Genomic DNA, 17,483 nt, shown 5'->3' on the forward strand with positions numbered 1-17,483 from the left:
AGCTTCGAGTGAGCGCTGGCGCTACCCGCTGGCATACTTTCCGATCGGATGGAATAGGCGCTGCTGCAGGAGGGTTTCCTCGTCCTGCTTGTGCCGGCCGACCTGACGTGGCCCTCGCCCCACCGTCGCGGTCGCCGGAGTGGGCGTCTCGGTGGCGGTCGGTCCGGGTGCCCGATGGCCGTGGCGTCGTTCGAGGCGACCCATAGAATACCCCGGTGCCCGTCGGCCAGAAGGCCGCAAGTCGAAGGCCGACCGCGTCCCCTGTTCGCCGGGTTTCAGGAAGGGCGTCATGACTGCCCCTCCACCCTCGATCCTGAGGACGCCGCCGTCGGCGATGCTGATGACGAAGAGCGTGCCGTCTGCGGGCGACGCCACGCTCTCCGGGAAACGGCCGGTTTTCGGCAGGCTTACCGCCGTTGGCTGTCCGTGGCGGCCGCGGGCAAGTCCGCCCCGGTCATCGCCAGCGACAGCGCCGAAAGCCTGATCCCGTGCCGAACCGTCTCGATGCTTCTCATGACGCGACCTCTTCGTTCACCAAGTGCCCGGTCGGTGCGCGGCCGCGGGGAAGAGCAGGAACCGTCCGGGGCAGGCGCGCGTCAGGTCGCCTCGACCGCCAGCGCGATGCCCTGTCCCCCGCCGATGCAGAGGGTGACCAGACCGCGCCGGATGCCGTCGCGGCGCATCGAATGGAGAAGGCGGGTGGTCAGCACCGCGCCCGTCGCGCCGATGGGGTGGCCGTGCGCGATGGCGCCGCCCTCGACGTTGACGATGTCCTCGGGCAGGCCGATCTCCCTGGCGACGGCGAGCGGGACGACCGCGAAGGCCTCGTTGATCTCGACGCGCTCAAGGTCGCCGAGCGACCATCCGGCGCGCTCCAGCGCCTGGCGGATGGCGGGTACGGGCCCCAGGCCGAACAGGCCCGGCTCGCAGGCGGCGATGCCGTGGGCGACGAGCCGCCCGAACGCGTCCAGGCCCGCGGCGTCGGCGAAACCCCGCTCGGCCACGAGCATCGCCGCCGCACCGGAATTCAGGCCCGGCGCGTTGCCCGCCGTGATCGTCCCGTCCTTGCGGAAGGCCGGCTTGAGCGTCGACAACGTGTCGAGCGTGGTCTCCGGCCGCGGCGCCTCGTCCCGGGCGAAGGTCTCCACCCCCTTGCGGCCCTTGATGGCGACGGGTGCGATCTCGGCGTCGAACGCGCCCGCGGCCCGCGCCTTCGCGAATCGCGCCTGGGAGCGAGCCGCCCAGGCATCCTGGGCCTCGCGGCCGATCCGGGTGCGCGTCGCCAGGTCCTCGGTGTGCCATCCCGAGTGCTCGCCGGAAAAGGCGTCGTTGAGCCCGTCGCTCAACAGGCTGTCGAGGATCTGGGCATGGCCCATGCGATGGCCCCAGCGACCGCCCTCCATGAGGTACGGCGCGCGGTCCATGTTCTCCATGCCGCCCGCGACCGCGACGTCGTGGCGGCCGAGCAGGATCTCGTCCGCCGCCGTCGCGATGGCCTGGGCGCCGGACCCGCAGACGCGGTTCACCGTCAGGGCCGGCACCGAGACCGGGACGCCCCCGTGCACCGCCGCTTGGCGAGCCGGGTTCATGCGGTTCCCGGCCTGTACGACGTTGCCCATCGTGACGCTCCCGAGCCTGGCGGCGTCGAGCCCCGACCGGCGAAGCGTCTCTCGGATCGCGGTCGCGCCGAGTTCCGTCGCAGCCGTCCCCTTCAGGCTGCCGCCAAAGCTGCCGATGGCGGTCCGAACAGGGTTGCACAGGACGATGTCACGCATGGTCAGGCCTCCAGGTGGGTGGGCAGCGGGGTGTCGGGAGCTCGCGAACCGGTTGGAGACAGCCCACGTCCGGTCCGGTTTTGCCGGGGAGCCTTCGTGGAATCTCCCGATGACGAGGCCGGTCGTCGGCCGGGTCGGCGCCGTCCATCGGGTGCGAACTCCCGTGCCGGGGCCGGCAGGACCGAGCCCGGTCACGACCGACATCCGGATTTAATATGATGATCAACATTTATTCAAGCGCCGATCGTGCGTCGATCGCGGCGAGGTTCCGGTCGCGACGGATTACCGTCCGGGCGCGGAGGCCTCGCGCTCCTCGGGCATCCGTCTCAGGACGATGCTCGCGTTCACGCCCCCGAACCCGAATCCGTTCGACAGCGCGTAGTCCACGGATGCCGGCCGCGCCGTCGGACCGATCAGGTCCAGGCCGGCCGCGGCATCGTCGGGATCGACGAGGTTGAGCGTGGGGGGCAGGACGCCCTCGCGCAGCGCCTGCACGGTGATGATCGCCTCCAGACCGCCCGCCGCCCCGAGGAGGTGCCCGGTCGCGGACTTGGTCGAGGAGATCGCCGGACCGGTGGTGCCGAACACGGACCTGAGCGCCGCCAGTTCGCCCGCGTCGCCGACCGAGGTCGCGGTCGCGTGGGCGTTGACGTAGCCGATGGCGGCGGGGTCGAGCCCGGCCATGCCCAAGGCCGTGGTGATCGCCTGGCGCGCCCCCCTGCCATCCGCCGGACCGGCGGTGAGGTGGTAGGCGTCGGCGCTGGTGCCGTACCCCACCAGCTCGGCCAGCGGGACGGCACCGCGGGCACGCGCATGGTCCAGGGTCTCCAGCACGAGGATGCCGGCGCCCTCGCCCATGACGAAGCCGTCGCGGCCGCGGTCGAAGGGACGGGAGGCCGCCGCGGGCGTGTCGTTGTAGGCCGTCGAGAGGCTGCGCGCCGCGGCGAAACCGCCGAGCGCGACCCGCGTGACGCAGGCCTCCGCGCCGCCGCAGACGACGACGTCCGCCTCGCCGCTGCGGATGAGGCGCATGCCGTCGCCGATGGCCTGGACGCTCGCCGCGCAGGCGGTGACGGGCGCGCCCAGCGGGCCCTTGAAGCCATACCGGATGGAGACGTGGCCGGCGGCCAGGTTGACCAGGAAGGACGGCACCGTGAACGGCGACAGGCGCTGCGCGCCGCGGGCGCGCACGGTCTCCACCGCGTCCGTGATGCTCTGGAATCCCCCGATGCCGGACGCGACGACGGTCGCGGTGCGGACGCGCTCGGCCTCGCTGGCGGGCGTCCAGCCCGCCTGTCGAAGCGCCTGATCCGCCGCCGCCAGCGTGAACTGGATGAAGCGGTCCATCTTGCGGCGGTCCTTCGCCGGGATGAGGGCGTCCGGATCGAACCCGTCCGGATCCTCCTCCCTCGACGGTACGAGCCCGCCGACCTTCGCGTCGATGTCGGGGACGAGGTCGTCGGGCAGGCGGCGCAGGCCGGACCCGGATGCGACGAGCCGGCGCCACAGGCCCTCGACGCTGCAACCGAGCGGGGACACGACGCCCATCCCGGTGACCACGATCCGTTCTCGCATGGGAATCCTCTCCTTGGACGTGGCGGAGGCGGGTTCCGCCATCCCTGCCGCGAACCGGTCGATCGGGTTTCTGGTGGAGCAGCCGCGGGGGCGTGCCGTCCCCGCGGAGGTCACGGGGTGAGGGATGCCTGCGCCGCCTTGATCAGGTCTTGCGCCAGAGCCTCGTCGTCGACGGCCCGAGCCAGGACGACGGCCCCGACGAGGGTCGACAGCGTCGCCAGGGACCGTTGCCTGCGGCGCTCCTTGGCGGCCCGGGGCGAGAGATCCGAGAGGAGGGCGGCCAGGCGCTCGACGCCCCGGGTGAACCGCGTCCTGACGGGACTGCCCGGCGGCTCCCGCGCGACGTCGTTGGCGAGCGCCGCCAGGGGACATCCCCGCCCGGGCGACCGGACATGGCCGAGGGACAGGTAGTTCGCCACGAGGGTGTCGAGGTCGCCGCGGTTCTCCTCGCCAAGCGCAATGTCGAACGCCTCGGCGGCGAGGGCTTCCTTGTTGGCGAACTGGCCGTAGAAGCCGCCATGGGTCAGGCCGGCCGAGGCCATGATGTCGGCGACGCCGACGCCGTGGAGCCCGCGCTCCCGGAACAGGGAAGCGGCGACCTCGACGACGCGTTGACGGTTGAGCTTGGCCTGTTCCTGCGAGACCCTGGGCATGGCCTGATCCTCCGGCGTTCCCGATGCGTGTATGGATGTGCTCCATCATCTAACGACGCGCCTTCCCTCCTGCGAGGCCGGCCGATTCCGGAATGTCCCGTCGTCGGGGCATGACCCCGTGTCTCCCGATCAAGGCTCGGCCCGGATCGGGACCGCGTGCAGCCCGGGTGCGACGCCCGCCGCGACGGGCTCTCGACCGACCCGGAACCAGAGAGCGTAGAGGGCCGGCAGGAACAGGAGGGTCAGCAGGGTCCCGACGCCGACGCCACCGATCAGCACGTAGGCCAGCGCGCCCCAGAACACCGAGTGGGTGAGCGGGATGAAGGCGAGCATCGCGGCGGCGGCCGTCAGGATCACCGGACGGGCCCGGCGCACCGTGGACTCGACGATGGCCTCGTAGTCCGACAGACCGGCCGCGCGGTCGTGATGGATCTGGTCGACGAGGATCAGCGTGTTGCGCATCAGGATGCCCGACAGGGCGATCAGGCCGAGGATCGCGTTGAAGCCGAACGGCTGGTGGAAGAGCAGCAGCGTCGGTGCGGCGCCCACGAGCCCGAGCGGCGCGGTGGCGAACACCATGACCATCGTGGTGAACGAGCGCACCTGCAGCATGATGACCGTCAGCGTCGCGATCAGCATCAGCGGGAAGACCGCGACCAGGGCATTCATCGCCTTGGCGCTCTCCTCCACCGCGCCGGCCGTGTCGATGCGGTAGCCGGGCGGCAGCTTCGCCTTGATCGGATCGAGGAGCGGAAAGACCTGCGCGTGGATGTCCGGCGGCTGCTTGCCGTCGAGCACGTCGCCCTGCACGCGGATATAGGTCTCGCGGTTGTAGCGCTTGAGCACCGCGTCCTCGTTGCGGCTCTCCAGGTGGGCGACCTGCGAGACCGGCACCTGCCGCCCGTCATGCGTGGTCAGGGTCAAATCGCCGATCTCCCCGAGCGAGCGCCGCTCCGGGCCCGGGCTGCGCAGGAGCACGTCCACCGCGCGCAGGTTCTCGCGCATTTGCGTCGCGGGCGTCCCGTTGAGGTAGCTCTGCAGCTGCTGGCCGGCCTCCTTCGGCGTCAGGCCGATCAGGCGAAGACGCTCCTGGTCGAGGACGAGGTGCAGGCTCGGGGTCTTGTCGCCCCAGTCGAGGTGCACGAGCCTCATGTTCGGGTTGGCCATCATCACGTCCCTGACCTCCGCGGCGATGCCGCGAATGACGTCGGGGTCGGGGCCCATGACGCGGAAGGCCACGGGGAAGCGGATCGGCGGGCCGAACACGATCTGCAGCACGCGCACGCGCGCCTCGGGGAAGAGCCCGTCGCTCACGAGCGTGCGGAGCTTGATCCGGAGCGCGTCGCGGGACGCGGCGTCGGCGGTCTGGACGACGATCTGCGCGAAGGCCGGGTCGGGCAGCTCGGGGTCGAAGGAGAGCACGAAGCGCGGCATGCCCTGACCGATGTAGCTCGTGATCTCCCGCGCCTCGGGAAGCTCACGGATGGCCGCCTCGACCCGCTTGACGCTCGCCTCGGTCGCAGCAAAAGCCGAGCCGGTCGGCAGCGTCACCTCGACGATCAGTTCGGGGCGCTCGGAATTCGGAAAGAACTGCTTCTCGACCCGGCCCATGCCGACGACCGCGAGGGCGAACAGCCCGACCGTGATCCCGGCCGCCAGCCACTTGTGGTCGACGGAGGCGCGCACCACGCGGCGCAGGCGCCGGTAGTTCCTCGTGGCGTAGATCGCCTCGTGGCCGCCCGCCACTTTCTTGATGTCGGGCAGGAGCTTGACGCCGAGATAGGGCGTGAAGGTCACCGCCACGATCCATGAGACGATCAGCGAGAAGCCGACCACCCAGAAGATGTTGCCGGCGTATTCGCCCGCCGTCGAGGCCGCGAAGCCCACGGGAAGGAATCCCGCGATGGTGACGAGGGTGCCGGTCAGCATCGGCGCCGCGGTCGCGCTCCAGGCATGGGTCGCGGCCTCGACGCGGTCGACGCCCTCCTCCATGCGCACCACCATCATCTCGATGGCGATGATCGCATCGTCCACGAGCAGGCCCAGCGAGATGATCAGGGCCCCCAGCGTGATGCGGTCGAAGTCGCGCCCGGTCACCATCATCACCACGAACACGGCCGCGAGCGTGATCGGCACCGCGAGCGCCACGACGATGCCGACCCGGAAGCCCAGCGCCACGAGGCTGACGACGATGACCACCGAGAGGGCGGTGAAGAACTTCACCATGAACTCGTGGATGGCGTCGTCGATGACCTTCGCCTGGTCGGTGATCTTGGTGACGGCGATGCCGGCCGGGAGCTCGCCGTGGATCGCCGCCTCCTCGGCGGCGAGCGCCGCACCGAGCGCCAGGCCGTTGAAGCCCGGCTTCATCACGAGGCCGAGCATCAGCGCCGGCTCGCCGTCGTTGCGGATCGCGAAGACCTTCGGGTCCTCGTAGCCGCGCTTCACCTCGGCGATGTCGCCGAGCTTGAGGCTGCGCTCGCCCGCCGCGACCGGCAGGTTGCGGATCGTGTCGAGGCCGTCGATGGCGCCGTCGAGCCGGAGATACACCCGCGGGCCGGAGGTCTCGACGAAGCCCGCCGGGGTCACGTCGTTCTGGTTGGCCAGTGCCGCGAGCAATTGCTGCCCGGTGATGCCCAGGGTTGCGAGACGCTGGTAGGAGATCTCGACGTAGATCTTCTGGTTCTGCTCGCCGAGGATGTTGATCTTCTCGACGCCGGGCACGCGCAGCAGGCGCTGGCGCAGATCCTCGGCGCGCAGCACGAGGTGCCGGTGCGGCAGGACCTTGGCCTGGAGCGCGTAGAGGGCGAAGTAGACGTCCGAGAACTCGTCGTTGAACAGCGGCCCGAGGACGCCGCGCGGCAGGGTGGAGGCCTGGTCGGAGAGCTTCTTGCGCGTTTGGTAGAATTCCGCCTGCAGCCGCGCCGGCGGCATGCTGTCCTTGAAGTAGACCTTCATCAGCATGATGCCGGGCCGGACCGTGGTCTCGACCCGGTCGTAGTAGACGAGCTCCTGCAGGCGCTTCTCGAGGGGGTCGGCCACCTGACGCTGGATCTCCGAGGTCGTCGCCCCGGGCCAGGCGGCGGAGACCGCCATCGTCTTGACGGTGAAGGCTGGGTCCTCGGCGCGGCCGAGCCTCTGGAAGGCGAAGAATCCGGCGGCGGTCACCGCGATGATCAGGAAGAGCGTGACGGCGCGCTCGCGGACCGCCAGGGCGGAGAGGTTGAAGCCGGTCATCGGGCGACTCCCGTGAGGCGAGAGGGGGCCTGACGCACCGCCTGGCCGGCCTTGAGCAGGTGGGCGCCGAGCGCGACGATCCGGTCGCCCGGGTTGAGGCCCGACACGACCTGGGCGCTCTCCTCCGACAGGCGGGCGACGGAGACGGCTTGCGCGGTGACGGTCCCGGTATCGGCGTCGAACTTCCAGACCGCCGAGCCCCGCCCGCTGTCGAACAGGGCGCCGAGCGGCACGTCGACCGAAGCCCCGCGCCCCGTCTCCAGCGGCGTGAGCCGCAGCGTCACGGTCGCCCCAAGCGGCGCGGCCTCGCCGCCGCCGGACAGGATGTAGCGGGCGCGATAGGTGCGCGTCGCCGGATCGGCCGTGGCGGAGAGTTCCCGGAGCCTGGCCGGGTAGGTCGCCTCGCCTGCGGCATAGAGGGTCGCCGACGCTGCTCCCTTCGCGAGGTGCCGGCTGCCCTCCGGCAGAAAGACCTCCGCCTCGCGGGCGCCGTCCCGGGCGAGCTTCACCACCGTCTGGCCGGCGGCGACCACCTGCCCCGGCTCGGTCGGCACCTCCATCACGACGCCGTCGGCATCGGCCTGGAGTTCGGAATACCCGGCCTGGTTGGAGACCTGGCTCGCCTGGGCCTCCGCGTTCGCCAATTGGGCGACGGCCGCATCCGCCGCGGCCTTGTTCTGATCGTAGGTCTGCTTCGAGGTCCAGCCTTCGCCGACGAGCTTGCGGCTGCGCTCGTCGTCGGCCTTGGCCTTGATCATCTGCGCCCGGGCCGCCTCGACGGAGGCGCGGGCGGCGTTGAGCGCGAGGGTGAAGTCGGTCCGGTCGAGGCGCATCAGCGGCTGCCCGAGGCGGACGTGATCCCCCGGGTCGACGAGGCGCTCGGAGATCTTGCCGCCGACGCGAAAACCCAGGTTGCTCTCCGTCCGGGCGCGGACGACGCCGGTGTAGCGCGCGAAGCCGGCCGTCCCCGGGGCGACCGCGATGATCTGCACCAGCGGCGGCTCCGGGGAAACCGCGGTCTCGGCCGGCGAGCACGCGGCCAGGGCCAGCGGGGTCAGCAGCAGGAAGGCCTTGGCGTCCATCGCACCGCTCCTCGGCGGTCGTTCCCAACCACCTCTTTCATGACGTTCGACATTTATTTTGCGATGGAACGACCGTCAATGCCGCCGTTGCCCGATGGGATGGCCGCCGTGCCGGATCGCACATGGCTGCGAGGCCGAGCATGACGAACAACGGGCGAGCGGGCTGCCTCCGCGGCTGGCAGGGCTGTCCGGGGAAACGAGTGGCGCGGGTTCACCCCTCTGCGGGGGGAGGAATCCAAGCCTCTCCTGTGTCCCGGACAGCCCTGCGCGGCCGGGAGACCTTCTCAGGCAGAGCACCGGTGAGGGCGCACCGGTCACTGCGGGCAGGCGCTCCGACAGGCCTTCGGGACGAAGCGAGCGGCCCGATCGATGCGGGCTGCTCGTCACCGCGAACGCGGCCTCATGACCGGTCCGGGGGACGGCCCGACGCCACAGGCCCGTCGGCGGCCTCCAGGAGCGCGACGATCGCGCGCTTCGCGGACACGAAAGGCGAACTGTCGCCGTAGACCTGCGGCAGCAGCAGGGCTCCCTGGAACAGCAGGTTGATCTCCTCGCCCAGTTCGACCGGCTTCTCGAACCCGGCCCGCTCGCAGAGCTCGACGAAGCGTCGCTCCACGTAAAGCGCGGCCCGCTTACCCTGCGCGGCCAAGCCGGCGTGCTTGCCGGTGAATTCCTGGGCCGCCTCGTCACGGGCCCGGACAGCCCCCGCGACGCCCCGAAGCCGAGCGGCCTCGGCGCGCGACCCGGATGATGTGGGCGATGTCCTCAAGCGCCGGTGAGCCGAGACGCGCATCTTGCATGCCGCCCAGCTGGCGCGGTCAAGCCTCGCGCCAAGGTGGATGCGTCAGCCCCGCGACCATCGCGGACTCAGCCAAACTCGCTCCCGAGGCGTTTACCCCTCAAGCCGCTCCGTGCGGCCCTGTTCGTGTGAGAGGGTGAACAAGAGCATGAGGAACATCGCACTGGCGGCGTTGGCCGCCGCGCTCGGAACCGGTGGACTCCTCGGCAGCACCGCTGCCCAGGCAGGTGGTTACGGCTACGATGCCTACGACGCGCCCGAGACCGTGGTGACCCGCCGCACGGTCGTGGAGCGCCGGGTCGTGGCCCCGCCGCGCGAGATCGTTCGTGAGGTGGTGGTCGAGCGTCCGGTGGTCCGCCCCCGTCGCGTGATCCGGGAAGTCGTCGAGGAACGGCCCGTCGTGTACCGGCCTCGTCCCGTGGTCCGTGAGGTCATCGTGGAGCGCGACGGCTTCCATGGCCCGCGCCGCTTCGGCCCGCGGCCGGTCGGCTACGGCTACGGACCGGCCTTCGACCCGTACGACTAGCACGTGCTGTGCGCCGGTCCTCGATCAGGGCCGGCGCCTCACGCCCGTGGCGGGATTGCGCCGCAACCGCATCGGACACCTGGATGGTCCTGGCCAAGCGGTCGCGGTACATTCTCGGCGGCCGTCCGGACCCACGACCCTGGCCCTTGCGCTTGGGCAGACCTCACACCGCAGCCGGAACCTAGCCGGCTATTGCTCCGTTCCGGATGGCCGTCGGTTCGGCACCGGTGTCGCGCATGTCCCTGTCAAAGAAGGTGAAGGTCGGTCTCGACGAGACCCGCATCCTCATCCTCGGCTCTCAGATCCTGCTGGGTTTCCAGTTCCAGGGCGTCTTCCGCCCGGCCTTCGAGCACCTGCCGTTCCGTGACCGCGTGGTCTGGGTTGCAGCGCTGGCCTTCGTCTCCCTGACCATCGCACTCCTCATCACCCCATCGGTCCAACACCGCATGGTCGAGGGCGGGCGGGACACGAAGCGCCTGCTCGGCGTGATCGGGCGCCATGCCGGGCTCGCGCTCGCGCCCTTCGCGCTGGCGCTCGGGGCCGACCTGTACCTCGCCGTCGAACCGGTTCTGGGGCTCGGCACCGGCATTGCCGCCGGCCTCTTCTTCAGCGGCCTCGCGCTCCTGTTCTGGTACGGCCTGGAGGCGCTGAAGGCACGAACCGTCGGAGAACGGGAGCGCACCATGACCAGTCGGGAGCCCGAGCACGAGCACACCTCGCTGGAGACCAAGATCGAGCAGATGCTGACCGAGGCGCGCGTGGTGCTACCCGGCGCCCAGGCTCTCCTCGGCTTCCAACTCGTCATCACCTTCTCGGAGTCGTTCGAGAAGCTGCCGCTCACTGCGAAGGTTGTGCACCTTGCCGCGTTGGGTCTGCTGGCCTTGACGGTGATCTGGCTGATGGCCCCGGCGGCCTTCCACCGCATCGTCTACGCGGGCGAGGACACGCAGGAGTTCCATGCCCTGGGCACCCGCTTCCTGCTCGCCGCAAGCGTGACGCTCGCGCTCGGCATCTCGGCCGACATCGGCGTCGTGGTCGCGAAGGTCGTCTCGTCGGACATGGCCGGGCTGACCGCGGCTCTCGCCTCCCTCGCGCTGCTGGTCTGGCTCTGGCACGTGCACCCGCTCGTCCTGAGGGCGCGCAGGGATGCTGCGCCCATACCCTGACGGGTACCTGTCGGGTGGCCCGCATACCGGCATGGAGGCGGCAGTGCCGCAGGTACCTGACCTCATGGCGGCAGGTGGATTTGACCACGCTCGATCGGAGCCGGATCGACACCTGCTCGCTACCTTGCGTGCCCCGCATGGCGCCGCCCCGACTTCCACCAAACACCTCCGCTGTCCGTCGGAAGGGGTGCCGGCCTGTCCGAATGCAAGTCCCCCCCTGGCCCTCCGCCGGCCGGGAGCGTTCATGCGACCCAGGTCGTGGTCACACCGCCGAGGGGCTGGTAGTCCTCGCCGCTCTCGTCGAAGGCGTCCGCTTCCGTCCAGACCACGATTGCTGGCTCGGTTCCCGCCGTGCGCCGGCAGCCTTGCGTTCCATGCTGCACCTTTGCGCTTCCTGCACGTTGACAACCGCATGACCGTCGAAACCGATCCGAGCGCCGCGGTATCAGACGCCAAGCGCCTGACAGCCCTGGCCGCGCAGGCCATCCTGGATACCCCGCCCGAGAAGGGCTTCGACGACATCGTGCTGCTCGCCCGCAACGTTTGCGGCACGCCGGTGGCGCTCGTCAGCTTCGTCGCCGCGGACCGGCAGTGGTTCAAGGCGCGTGCCGGCTTCCCCGCCTGCGAGACCGACCTCAGCCGCTCGGTCTGCGCCCACGTCCTGACGGAGCCGGACCTGCTCGTCATCCCGGACCTCGCGGTGGACCCTCGCACCAGGGCCAACCCGCTCGTCACCGGCGAGCCCCACATCCGCTTCTACGCCGGCGCTCCGCTGCGAACGCCCGAAGGCGAGGCGCTGGGCAGCCTGTGCGTCATCGGCCACCAGCCACGGCCGGACGGCCTCACCGACGTCCAGGCCGAGTCCCTTCGGGCGCTCGCCGACCAAGTCATGTCACAGATGACCCTGCGCCGCTCGCTCCGCGAGCAGCGCCGGATGCTCGACGAGCGCGAGGCCGTGATCCAGGCGCAGCTCGCGGTGGCTGCTTCGCGCGGCGACGTCGACACGGTCCTCGACGCCCTGGTGTCGGGCGCGATGCAGGCCATTCCCCAGGCCGACGGCGGCGTCATCGAGCTGCGCGAAGGCAACGAACTCGTCTTCCACGCTCCCCGGGGGACGCTCGCGGGACACGCCGGACTGCGGGTGCCGCTTCACGACAGCTCGGGGGGACGCTGCCTCCTCGCCATCGAGCCTCTCCGGACGGCGGACGTCCTCGCCGACGCACGCATCGACCAGGGGCTCGCAGCGCGGTTACGGCGGCGCTCCTGCCTCGTCGTCCCGGTGATGCGCTGGGGCGAGCCGGCCGGCGTGCTCCTGCTCCAGTCGAGCCGGCCGGACGCCTTCTCGGAAGCCGACCTCCGGCTCGCCCAGGTCTTCGCCGGCACCGTCTCGGCGGGGCTTGCCGAGGCCGGCGAGGCACGGGCGATGCGCGAGGCGCGGGAGAGCGAGCGTCGTCGCCAGGCGGTATTCGACAGCGCGCGCGATTACGCCATCGTGGTGATGGACCTCGACGGCAACGTCACGGACTGGAACGAGGGCGCCACCAAGATCCTCGGTTGGACGCCCGAGGAGATGTGCGGCAAGCCGGCCGACCTGTTCTTCACGCCCGAGGACCGAGAGGAGGGCATCCCGCGACAGGAGATGCACAGCGCACTCACCGAAGGGCGCGGTCTCGACGAGCGCTGGCACGTCCGCATGGACGGCACCCGCTTCTGGGCCTCGGGCGAGATGATGGCCCTGCGCGACGGGACGGATGCGGTCATCGGCTTCGTCAAGATCCTGCGCGACCGCACGGAGCAGCGCGAAGCAGGGGTGGCGCTGGAGCGGAGCGAGCAGCGCTTCCGCTCGCTCGTCGAGGTCAGCTCCCAGGTGGTCTGGTTCGGCGATGCCGCCGGCAACGTCACCTACTGCAGTCCCTACTGGTACGCCTATACCGGCCTGCCGCCCGGCGAGACCGGCGAGGCGAGCTGGATGGGCGTGATCCATCCCGACCATCGCGCACGGGTCAGGGAAGCCTGGCTCGCCGCGGCGGAGACCGAGGGCGCCTACGAGGTCGAGTTCCCGCTGCGGCGCGCCGACGGGGAATACCGGTGGTTCCTCTCGCGCGGGCAGCCCGTCCGGGACGAGACGGGCTCCCTTCTCAGCTGGATCGGCATCACGCTCGACATCCACGAGCGCAAGGTCGCCGAAGGACGCTTCGAGGCTCTCACCGAACTTGCGCCGGCCATCGTCTGGTTCGGCAACCCGGACGGCAGCCTCAGCTACCTGAACAACCGTTGGTACGCTTACACCGGCCAGACACCCGAGCAGGCCCTGCCGCTCGGCTGGGCCGAGGTGATCCACCCGGATGACTTGCCCGGCTTGCTGGCGGCCTGGGAGGACGCACGCGAGCAAGGCGTCCTCTACGACACCGAGGCCCGCCTGCGCCGCCACGACGGGGAATACCGCTGGTTCCTGATACGGGCCGAGCCCCTGCGCGACGAGAGCGGCCGGACCTTCGGTTGGCTCGGGAGCGACAGCGACATCCACGACCGCAAGGCTGCGGAGCAGGCCCTGCACAGGGCACGCGAGCAGTTGCGCCTCGCCGTGGAGGCGGCCGACATCGGCATCTTCGACTACGACCTGATCACGGGCGACCTGGGATGGGACGCGCGGGTCCGCGCCCTCTTCGGGCTGCCGCCGGACGCGCCCGTGACCTACGACACCTTCCTGGCCGGCCTGCATCCGGACGACCGGACCTGGGTCGACGAGGCGGTCAAGGCCGCGCTCGATCCCTCGGGTGACGGCTCCTATGACATCGCCTACCGCACCGTCGGCCTGCGGGACGGGGCGGAGCGTTGGGTCGCGGCCAAGGGACGGACGCTCGTCGAGCAAGGCCGGCCCGTGCGCTTCCTCGGCACGGTCCGCGACATCACGGACACCCGCCGCGCCGAGCAGGAGGTCCGCGAGACGGAGGAGCGCTACAGGCTGGCGGCGCGGGCCACGAACGACGCGATCTGGGACTGGAACCTGGCGAACGACCACATCCGCTGGAACGAAGCGGTGCAGACCCTGTTCGGCTACGCCGAGGACGAGGTCGGCGCGAGCGGCGCCTGGTGGAAGTCGCACATCCACCCCGAGGACCGCGAGCGGGTGAAGTCCGGCATCCACGCGGTCATTGAAGGAACCGACACGAGCTGGGCGGACGAGTACCGCTTCCTGCGGGCGGACGGCACCTACGCCCACATCTTCGACCGGGGCTACGTGCTCCGGGACGCGCAGGGCAAGGGCGTGCGGATGATCGGCGCCATGCTCGACATCACCGAGCGCAAGCGGGCGGAAGAGCACCAGCGGCTGCTCACGGGCGAGTTGCAGCACCGCGTCAAGAACACCCTGGCCCTTGTCCAGGCGATTGCCAGCCAGACCTTTCGTAACGCCACCGACATCGACGCCACGCGAGAGGCCTTCGCCGCGCGCCTGATCTCGCTGGGTCGGGCGCACGACATCCTGACCCGGTCGAGCTGGACCGAAGCGCCCATTGCCGAGGTCGTGGAGGGAGCCCTGGCGGTCCACCGGGACGCGGCGGGCACGCGCATCCGTACCGGCGGCCCGAACGTCTCGCTGGGCGCCAAGCCCGCGCTCTCGCTGGCGCTGGCGCTGCACGAGCTTGCGACCAACGCGGCCAAGTACGGTGCCCTCTCGAACGGGGACGGCATCGTGGACCTGCGCTGGCACGTCGTTCACGAGGGCGATGCGCCCCGCTTCTGCCTGACTTGGTCCGAGCATGGCGGACCGCCGATCCTGGCCCGACCAGCGCGTCGCGGCTTCGGCTCGCGCCTGATCGAGCGCAGCTTCGCCGCCGAGGTCGGGGGCGAGGTCAAGATGACCTACGCGCCGACCGGTCTCGTGTGCCGCCTGGAGGCACCCCTGTCCTCCATGCAGGAGCAGCGCGATGCGGCCGCCGCCTAGCCCGGCTCCTGCCCGGCCCGGACGCCGCATGCCCGGGCCACGTCCACCGAGCCGCCCGGTCTAAGACGAACCCTTTTCGTGCCGCCGGGGGCAGGGCGGCCCCGGCGCACGGCCCGCCCTCCCCCGTCGTCCTGGACCGTTCCGTATACTCCCCCAGCGCGTCGTCGAGATCGGTCCTTCGAACGTGAGGATTCCCCTTGTTTGCCCCTCGGGCTCACCAGCGCCGGCCCGGCGCAACCCTCCCCCCGCTGTCGAGCCGAGTCGGCTCGACAGCCACCGCTGCCCTTGGTCGCGTGGCTTCCGACGCAGCCACACGCAAGAACGCCTGCGGCTGGCACCGCCCCGGGGCCCGACGGGTGGGCCACACCGACCTGCTGACCGCCGGAGGCCACTTGAGGCAGCCGCAGGAGTTGCGCGCCATGCTGGAGGGCGCCGAGCTCAGCCCGGGAGAGCGGATCGTCACCCATTGCGAACGGAGGCGGTCGCGCGGCACTGGGGCGCTTGCCGCGGTGCAGGCGGGGTTCACCCGGGTGGACACCTCTTATCTCAGCGTCTCCGACCGGGCGAAGGACGAGAGCTGCCCCATCGCGCGGGACGACGAGAGCTGAGGGCCTGCCGGAACGTCCAGGGACTGCTCAACCCGACTGATGCGCAAGTCCGACACCGTGCGAAGGCGATACTGTCAGCAGGTATGGGAGCCCGGGCGTTGCAGTCCTCAGCCGGCCCGCCCAGGCTGCGGACCCTCCTGCGAAGGCAAGCGTTACTGACTTCATGGCGCACATCAACGATGACCAGGGACCGCCGGAACACGCCGGCGATGGACATGAGAGCTCGGGCGAGCCGGCATGCGGCAGCATGGACCAGGGGGCTCTTGAGCCCCTTGGCCGTCCCGGTCTGCGCCATTGGCAGCAGAGCACCATCACCGACCCGGACCTGAACGACCGCGGCGGCGTCTTCTTTGCCGCCGTGGAGATGACCCGGATGCCGATGATCCTGGCCGACCCGCGCCAGGACGACACCCCCATCGTCTTCGCTAACAACGCCTTCCTCGACCTGACCGGCTACGAGGAAGGCGAGGTCCTTGGCCGCAACTGCCGCTTCCTGCAGGGCGCGGGCACCGACCCGGATCACGTTCGACAGCTCCGGGAGGCCCTCACCGAAGGCAGGGCCACCGCGTTGGAGATCCTGAACTATCGCCGCGACGGCACGCCGTTCTGGAATGCGGTGTTCATGGGTCCGGTGCACAACCCCGAAGGCGAGATCATCTACTACTTCGCCAGCCAACTCGACGTAACGAACCGGCGCGAGAGCGAGCAGCAGTTTCGACAGGCGCAGAAGATGGAAGCCATCGGCCAGCTCACGGCGGGGCTAGCCCACGACTTCAACAACCTGCTGCACGTGATCAACGGAAGCCTGGAACGGCTGGCGGCCAAGCGGCATGATGAGCAAGCCTTCGAGCGCTATCTCACGGCCGCCACGGCGGCGGCTGACCGGGGCGCCAAGCTCACCCACCAGCTTCTCGCCTTCGCGCGGCGCGGCCGCCTGGAGCCGAAAGGTGTCGACCTTAGCGAGCTCGTCAACTCGATTGCCGAGTTGCTGGAGAGCTCGGTCGGCAGCAAGGCCACGCTGCATCTCAACTTGCAGCGGCGACTGCCGCAGGTGCGGGTGGACGCCACGCACCTGGAGATGGCGCTTCTGAACGTCGTGGTGAATGCGCGCGACGCATCGCCGAATGGCGGCGCGATCACGGTCACCACGAAGCGGGTCCAGCTCAACGGCGACGCCGCCTCGCGGCAGCTGGAGCCGGGTGATTACGCGCTGCTCTGCGTCTCAGACGAGGGCACCGGGATGGCGCCGCACATCGTGGCGCGGGCGACAGAGCCCTTCTTCACCACCAAGCCACGCGGCGAGGGAACGGGCTTGGGACTCGCCATGGCGTCAGGCTTCGTGCAGCAATCGGGCGGTCGGCTGGAGATCGACAGCGGGGTCGGGCGCGGCACGACGGTCCGTATGCTGTTTCCAGTCCTCGGGCGACAGGCGGAGGAACCTGGGCCGGGGGCGGCTCCAACAGGCTACCAAGCACGCCCGCTCGACAACCTGACGGCGCCTCCCTTGGTCCTCGTCGTCGACGACAGTCGCGAGGCTGCCGCGATGGCTGGCGAGGCCTTGCAGGACATTGGTTACCGCGTCGTCGTCGCACACAGCGCCGAGGAGGCTCTGCAACGCTTCGACGAGGCGCGTGACAGCGGTGACGCGTTCAAGCTGGTCTTCTCGGACGTCATCATGCCCGGCGGCGCGAACGGCCTGGTCCTGGCCAAGCATGTCGCCGACCGCGACCCGACCGTGCCGGTCCTGCTCACGACAGGTTACAACGACGAGATGGCCATCAATGGTCCCCAGCCGGACGCGATGGACGTACTCGGCAAGCCGTATCGGCGCAGCGAGCTGATCGACCGTGTCCAGGCGGCCTTGCGAAGGGGAGCGCGCACAGGGCCGGGGCGAACGACCTCCGATTTCGGGCACGCCAAGGCCTGAGCGGTAAGATTCGCCACCTGCCCCGCAGGCCTACGCCCGCTCGGCTGTCCCGGGGCACCCCGGGCGGACCCGGCGTCTACTCGGGTCTGAAGGGGGCCTTCGCCAGACCGAAGTTCGTTCGATCACCCAGCATGGGCCTACGAAAGCGAGTTCAACGCCGACTTAGCCGTGGCCGGCTCCCCCACGGGG

General features: G+C 70.4%; 12 protein-coding genes. 5 read left to right on the forward strand and 7 right to left on the reverse strand.

The window, feature by feature from the left end; all coding sequences use genetic code 11:
* Window positions 1-596 precede the first annotated feature (596 nt).
* The 6 genes from DK412_RS06540 to DK412_RS30570 form a co-directional block, all read right to left on the reverse strand.
* Complete coding sequence (locus DK412_RS06540) at window positions 597-1,781, reverse strand: thiolase family protein (protein WP_109975098.1); 1,185 nt, start codon at window positions 1,779-1,781, stop codon at window positions 597-599.
* A gap of 276 nt (window positions 1,782-2,057) precedes the next feature.
* Window positions 2,058-3,350: a beta-ketoacyl-ACP synthase II gene (gene fabF, locus DK412_RS06545; protein ID WP_109971289.1), complete on the reverse strand. Its 1,293-nt coding sequence runs from the start codon at window positions 3,348-3,350 to the stop codon at window positions 2,058-2,060.
* 110 nt (window positions 3,351-3,460) lie between these two features.
* Window positions 3,461-4,003: a TetR family transcriptional regulator gene (locus DK412_RS06550; RefSeq protein WP_109971290.1), complete on the reverse strand. Its 543-nt coding sequence runs from the start codon at window positions 4,001-4,003 to the stop codon at window positions 3,461-3,463.
* Window positions 4,004-4,132: 129 nt separating this feature from the next.
* Entirely contained in the window at window positions 4,133-7,240 is a 3,108-nt protein-coding gene (locus DK412_RS06555) for an efflux RND transporter permease subunit (RefSeq protein ID WP_109971291.1), read from the reverse strand.
* Window positions 7,237-8,322 (reverse strand): efflux RND transporter periplasmic adaptor subunit, encoded by a 1,086-nt coding sequence (locus tag DK412_RS06560; protein WP_109971292.1) that lies wholly within the window; start codon window positions 8,320-8,322, stop codon window positions 7,237-7,239. Before DK412_RS06560 ends, DK412_RS06555 begins: the two co-directional genes overlap by 4 nt.
* A 400-nt stretch (window positions 8,323-8,722) precedes the next feature.
* On the reverse strand, window positions 8,723-8,971 hold the full coding sequence (locus tag DK412_RS30570) for a hypothetical protein (RefSeq protein WP_204165512.1): 249 nt from the start codon (window positions 8,969-8,971) through the stop codon (window positions 8,723-8,725).
* 298 nt (window positions 8,972-9,269) lie between these two features.
* Here DK412_RS30570 and DK412_RS06570 point away from each other — a divergent pair, with 298 nt between their 5' ends.
* The gene (locus DK412_RS06570; protein ID WP_109975099.1) at window positions 9,270-9,647 is read left to right on the forward strand and encodes a hypothetical protein; all 378 of its coding nucleotides are present in this window, start codon (window positions 9,270-9,272) and stop codon (window positions 9,645-9,647) included.
* Between the two features lie 236 nt (window positions 9,648-9,883).
* Complete coding sequence (locus DK412_RS06575; protein ID WP_109975100.1) at window positions 9,884-10,813, forward strand: DUF6328 family protein; 930 nt, start codon at window positions 9,884-9,886, stop codon at window positions 10,811-10,813.
* A gap of 242 nt (window positions 10,814-11,055) precedes the next feature.
* On the opposite strand, the gene DK412_RS30050 is transcribed toward DK412_RS06575, so the two are convergent.
* Window positions 11,056-11,196, reverse strand: a complete 141-nt coding sequence (locus DK412_RS30050; RefSeq protein WP_162596132.1) for a hypothetical protein — start codon at window positions 11,194-11,196, stop codon at window positions 11,056-11,058.
* A 29-nt stretch (window positions 11,197-11,225) separates the two neighbouring features.
* On the opposite strand from DK412_RS30050, the gene DK412_RS06580 reads away from it, so the two are divergent.
* From DK412_RS06580 to DK412_RS06590, 3 genes are all read left to right on the forward strand, one after another.
* Entirely contained in the window at window positions 11,226-14,759 is a 3,534-nt protein-coding gene (locus tag DK412_RS06580) for a PAS domain S-box protein (RefSeq protein WP_162596133.1), read from the forward strand.
* A 419-nt stretch (window positions 14,760-15,178) separates the two neighbouring features.
* The gene (locus DK412_RS06585; protein ID WP_204165513.1) at window positions 15,179-15,367 is read left to right on the forward strand and encodes a hypothetical protein; all 189 of its coding nucleotides are present in this window, start codon (window positions 15,179-15,181) and stop codon (window positions 15,365-15,367) included.
* Window positions 15,368-15,530: 163 nt separating this feature from the next.
* Window positions 15,531-17,294 (forward strand): PAS domain-containing protein, encoded by a 1,764-nt coding sequence (locus DK412_RS06590; protein WP_245447453.1) that lies wholly within the window; start codon window positions 15,531-15,533, stop codon window positions 17,292-17,294.
* The last annotated feature ends 189 nt before the right edge of the window (window positions 17,295-17,483 follow it).

It is taken from the genome of Methylobacterium sp. 17Sr1-1 (assembly GCF_003173775.1).
Lineage (GTDB): Bacteria > Pseudomonadota > Alphaproteobacteria > Rhizobiales > Beijerinckiaceae > Methylobacterium.

Coding starts and splice junctions, on each gene's coding strand:
- DK412_RS06580 (WP_162596133.1), top strand. CDS start 11,226: ATGACCGTCGAAACCGATCCGAGCGCCGCGGTATCAGACGCCAAGCGC.
- fabF (WP_109971289.1), bottom strand. CDS start 3,350: ATGCGAGAACGGATCGTGGTCACCGGGATGGGCGTCGTGTCCCCGCTC.
- DK412_RS06555 (WP_109971291.1), bottom strand. CDS start 7,240: ATGACCGGCTTCAACCTCTCCGCCCTGGCGGTCCGCGAGCGCGCCGTC.
- DK412_RS06550 (WP_109971290.1), bottom strand. CDS start 4,003: ATGCCCAGGGTCTCGCAGGAACAGGCCAAGCTCAACCGTCAACGCGTC.
- DK412_RS06570 (WP_109975099.1), top strand. CDS start 9,270: ATGAGGAACATCGCACTGGCGGCGTTGGCCGCCGCGCTCGGAACCGGT.
- DK412_RS06575 (WP_109975100.1), top strand. CDS start 9,884: ATGTCCCTGTCAAAGAAGGTGAAGGTCGGTCTCGACGAGACCCGCATC.
- DK412_RS06590 (WP_245447453.1), top strand. CDS start 15,531: ATGGCGCACATCAACGATGACCAGGGACCGCCGGAACACGCCGGCGAT.
- DK412_RS06560 (WP_109971292.1), bottom strand. CDS start 8,322: ATGGACGCCAAGGCCTTCCTGCTGCTGACCCCGCTGGCCCTGGCCGCG.
- DK412_RS06585 (WP_204165513.1), top strand. CDS start 15,179: ATGCTGGAGGGCGCCGAGCTCAGCCCGGGAGAGCGGATCGTCACCCAT.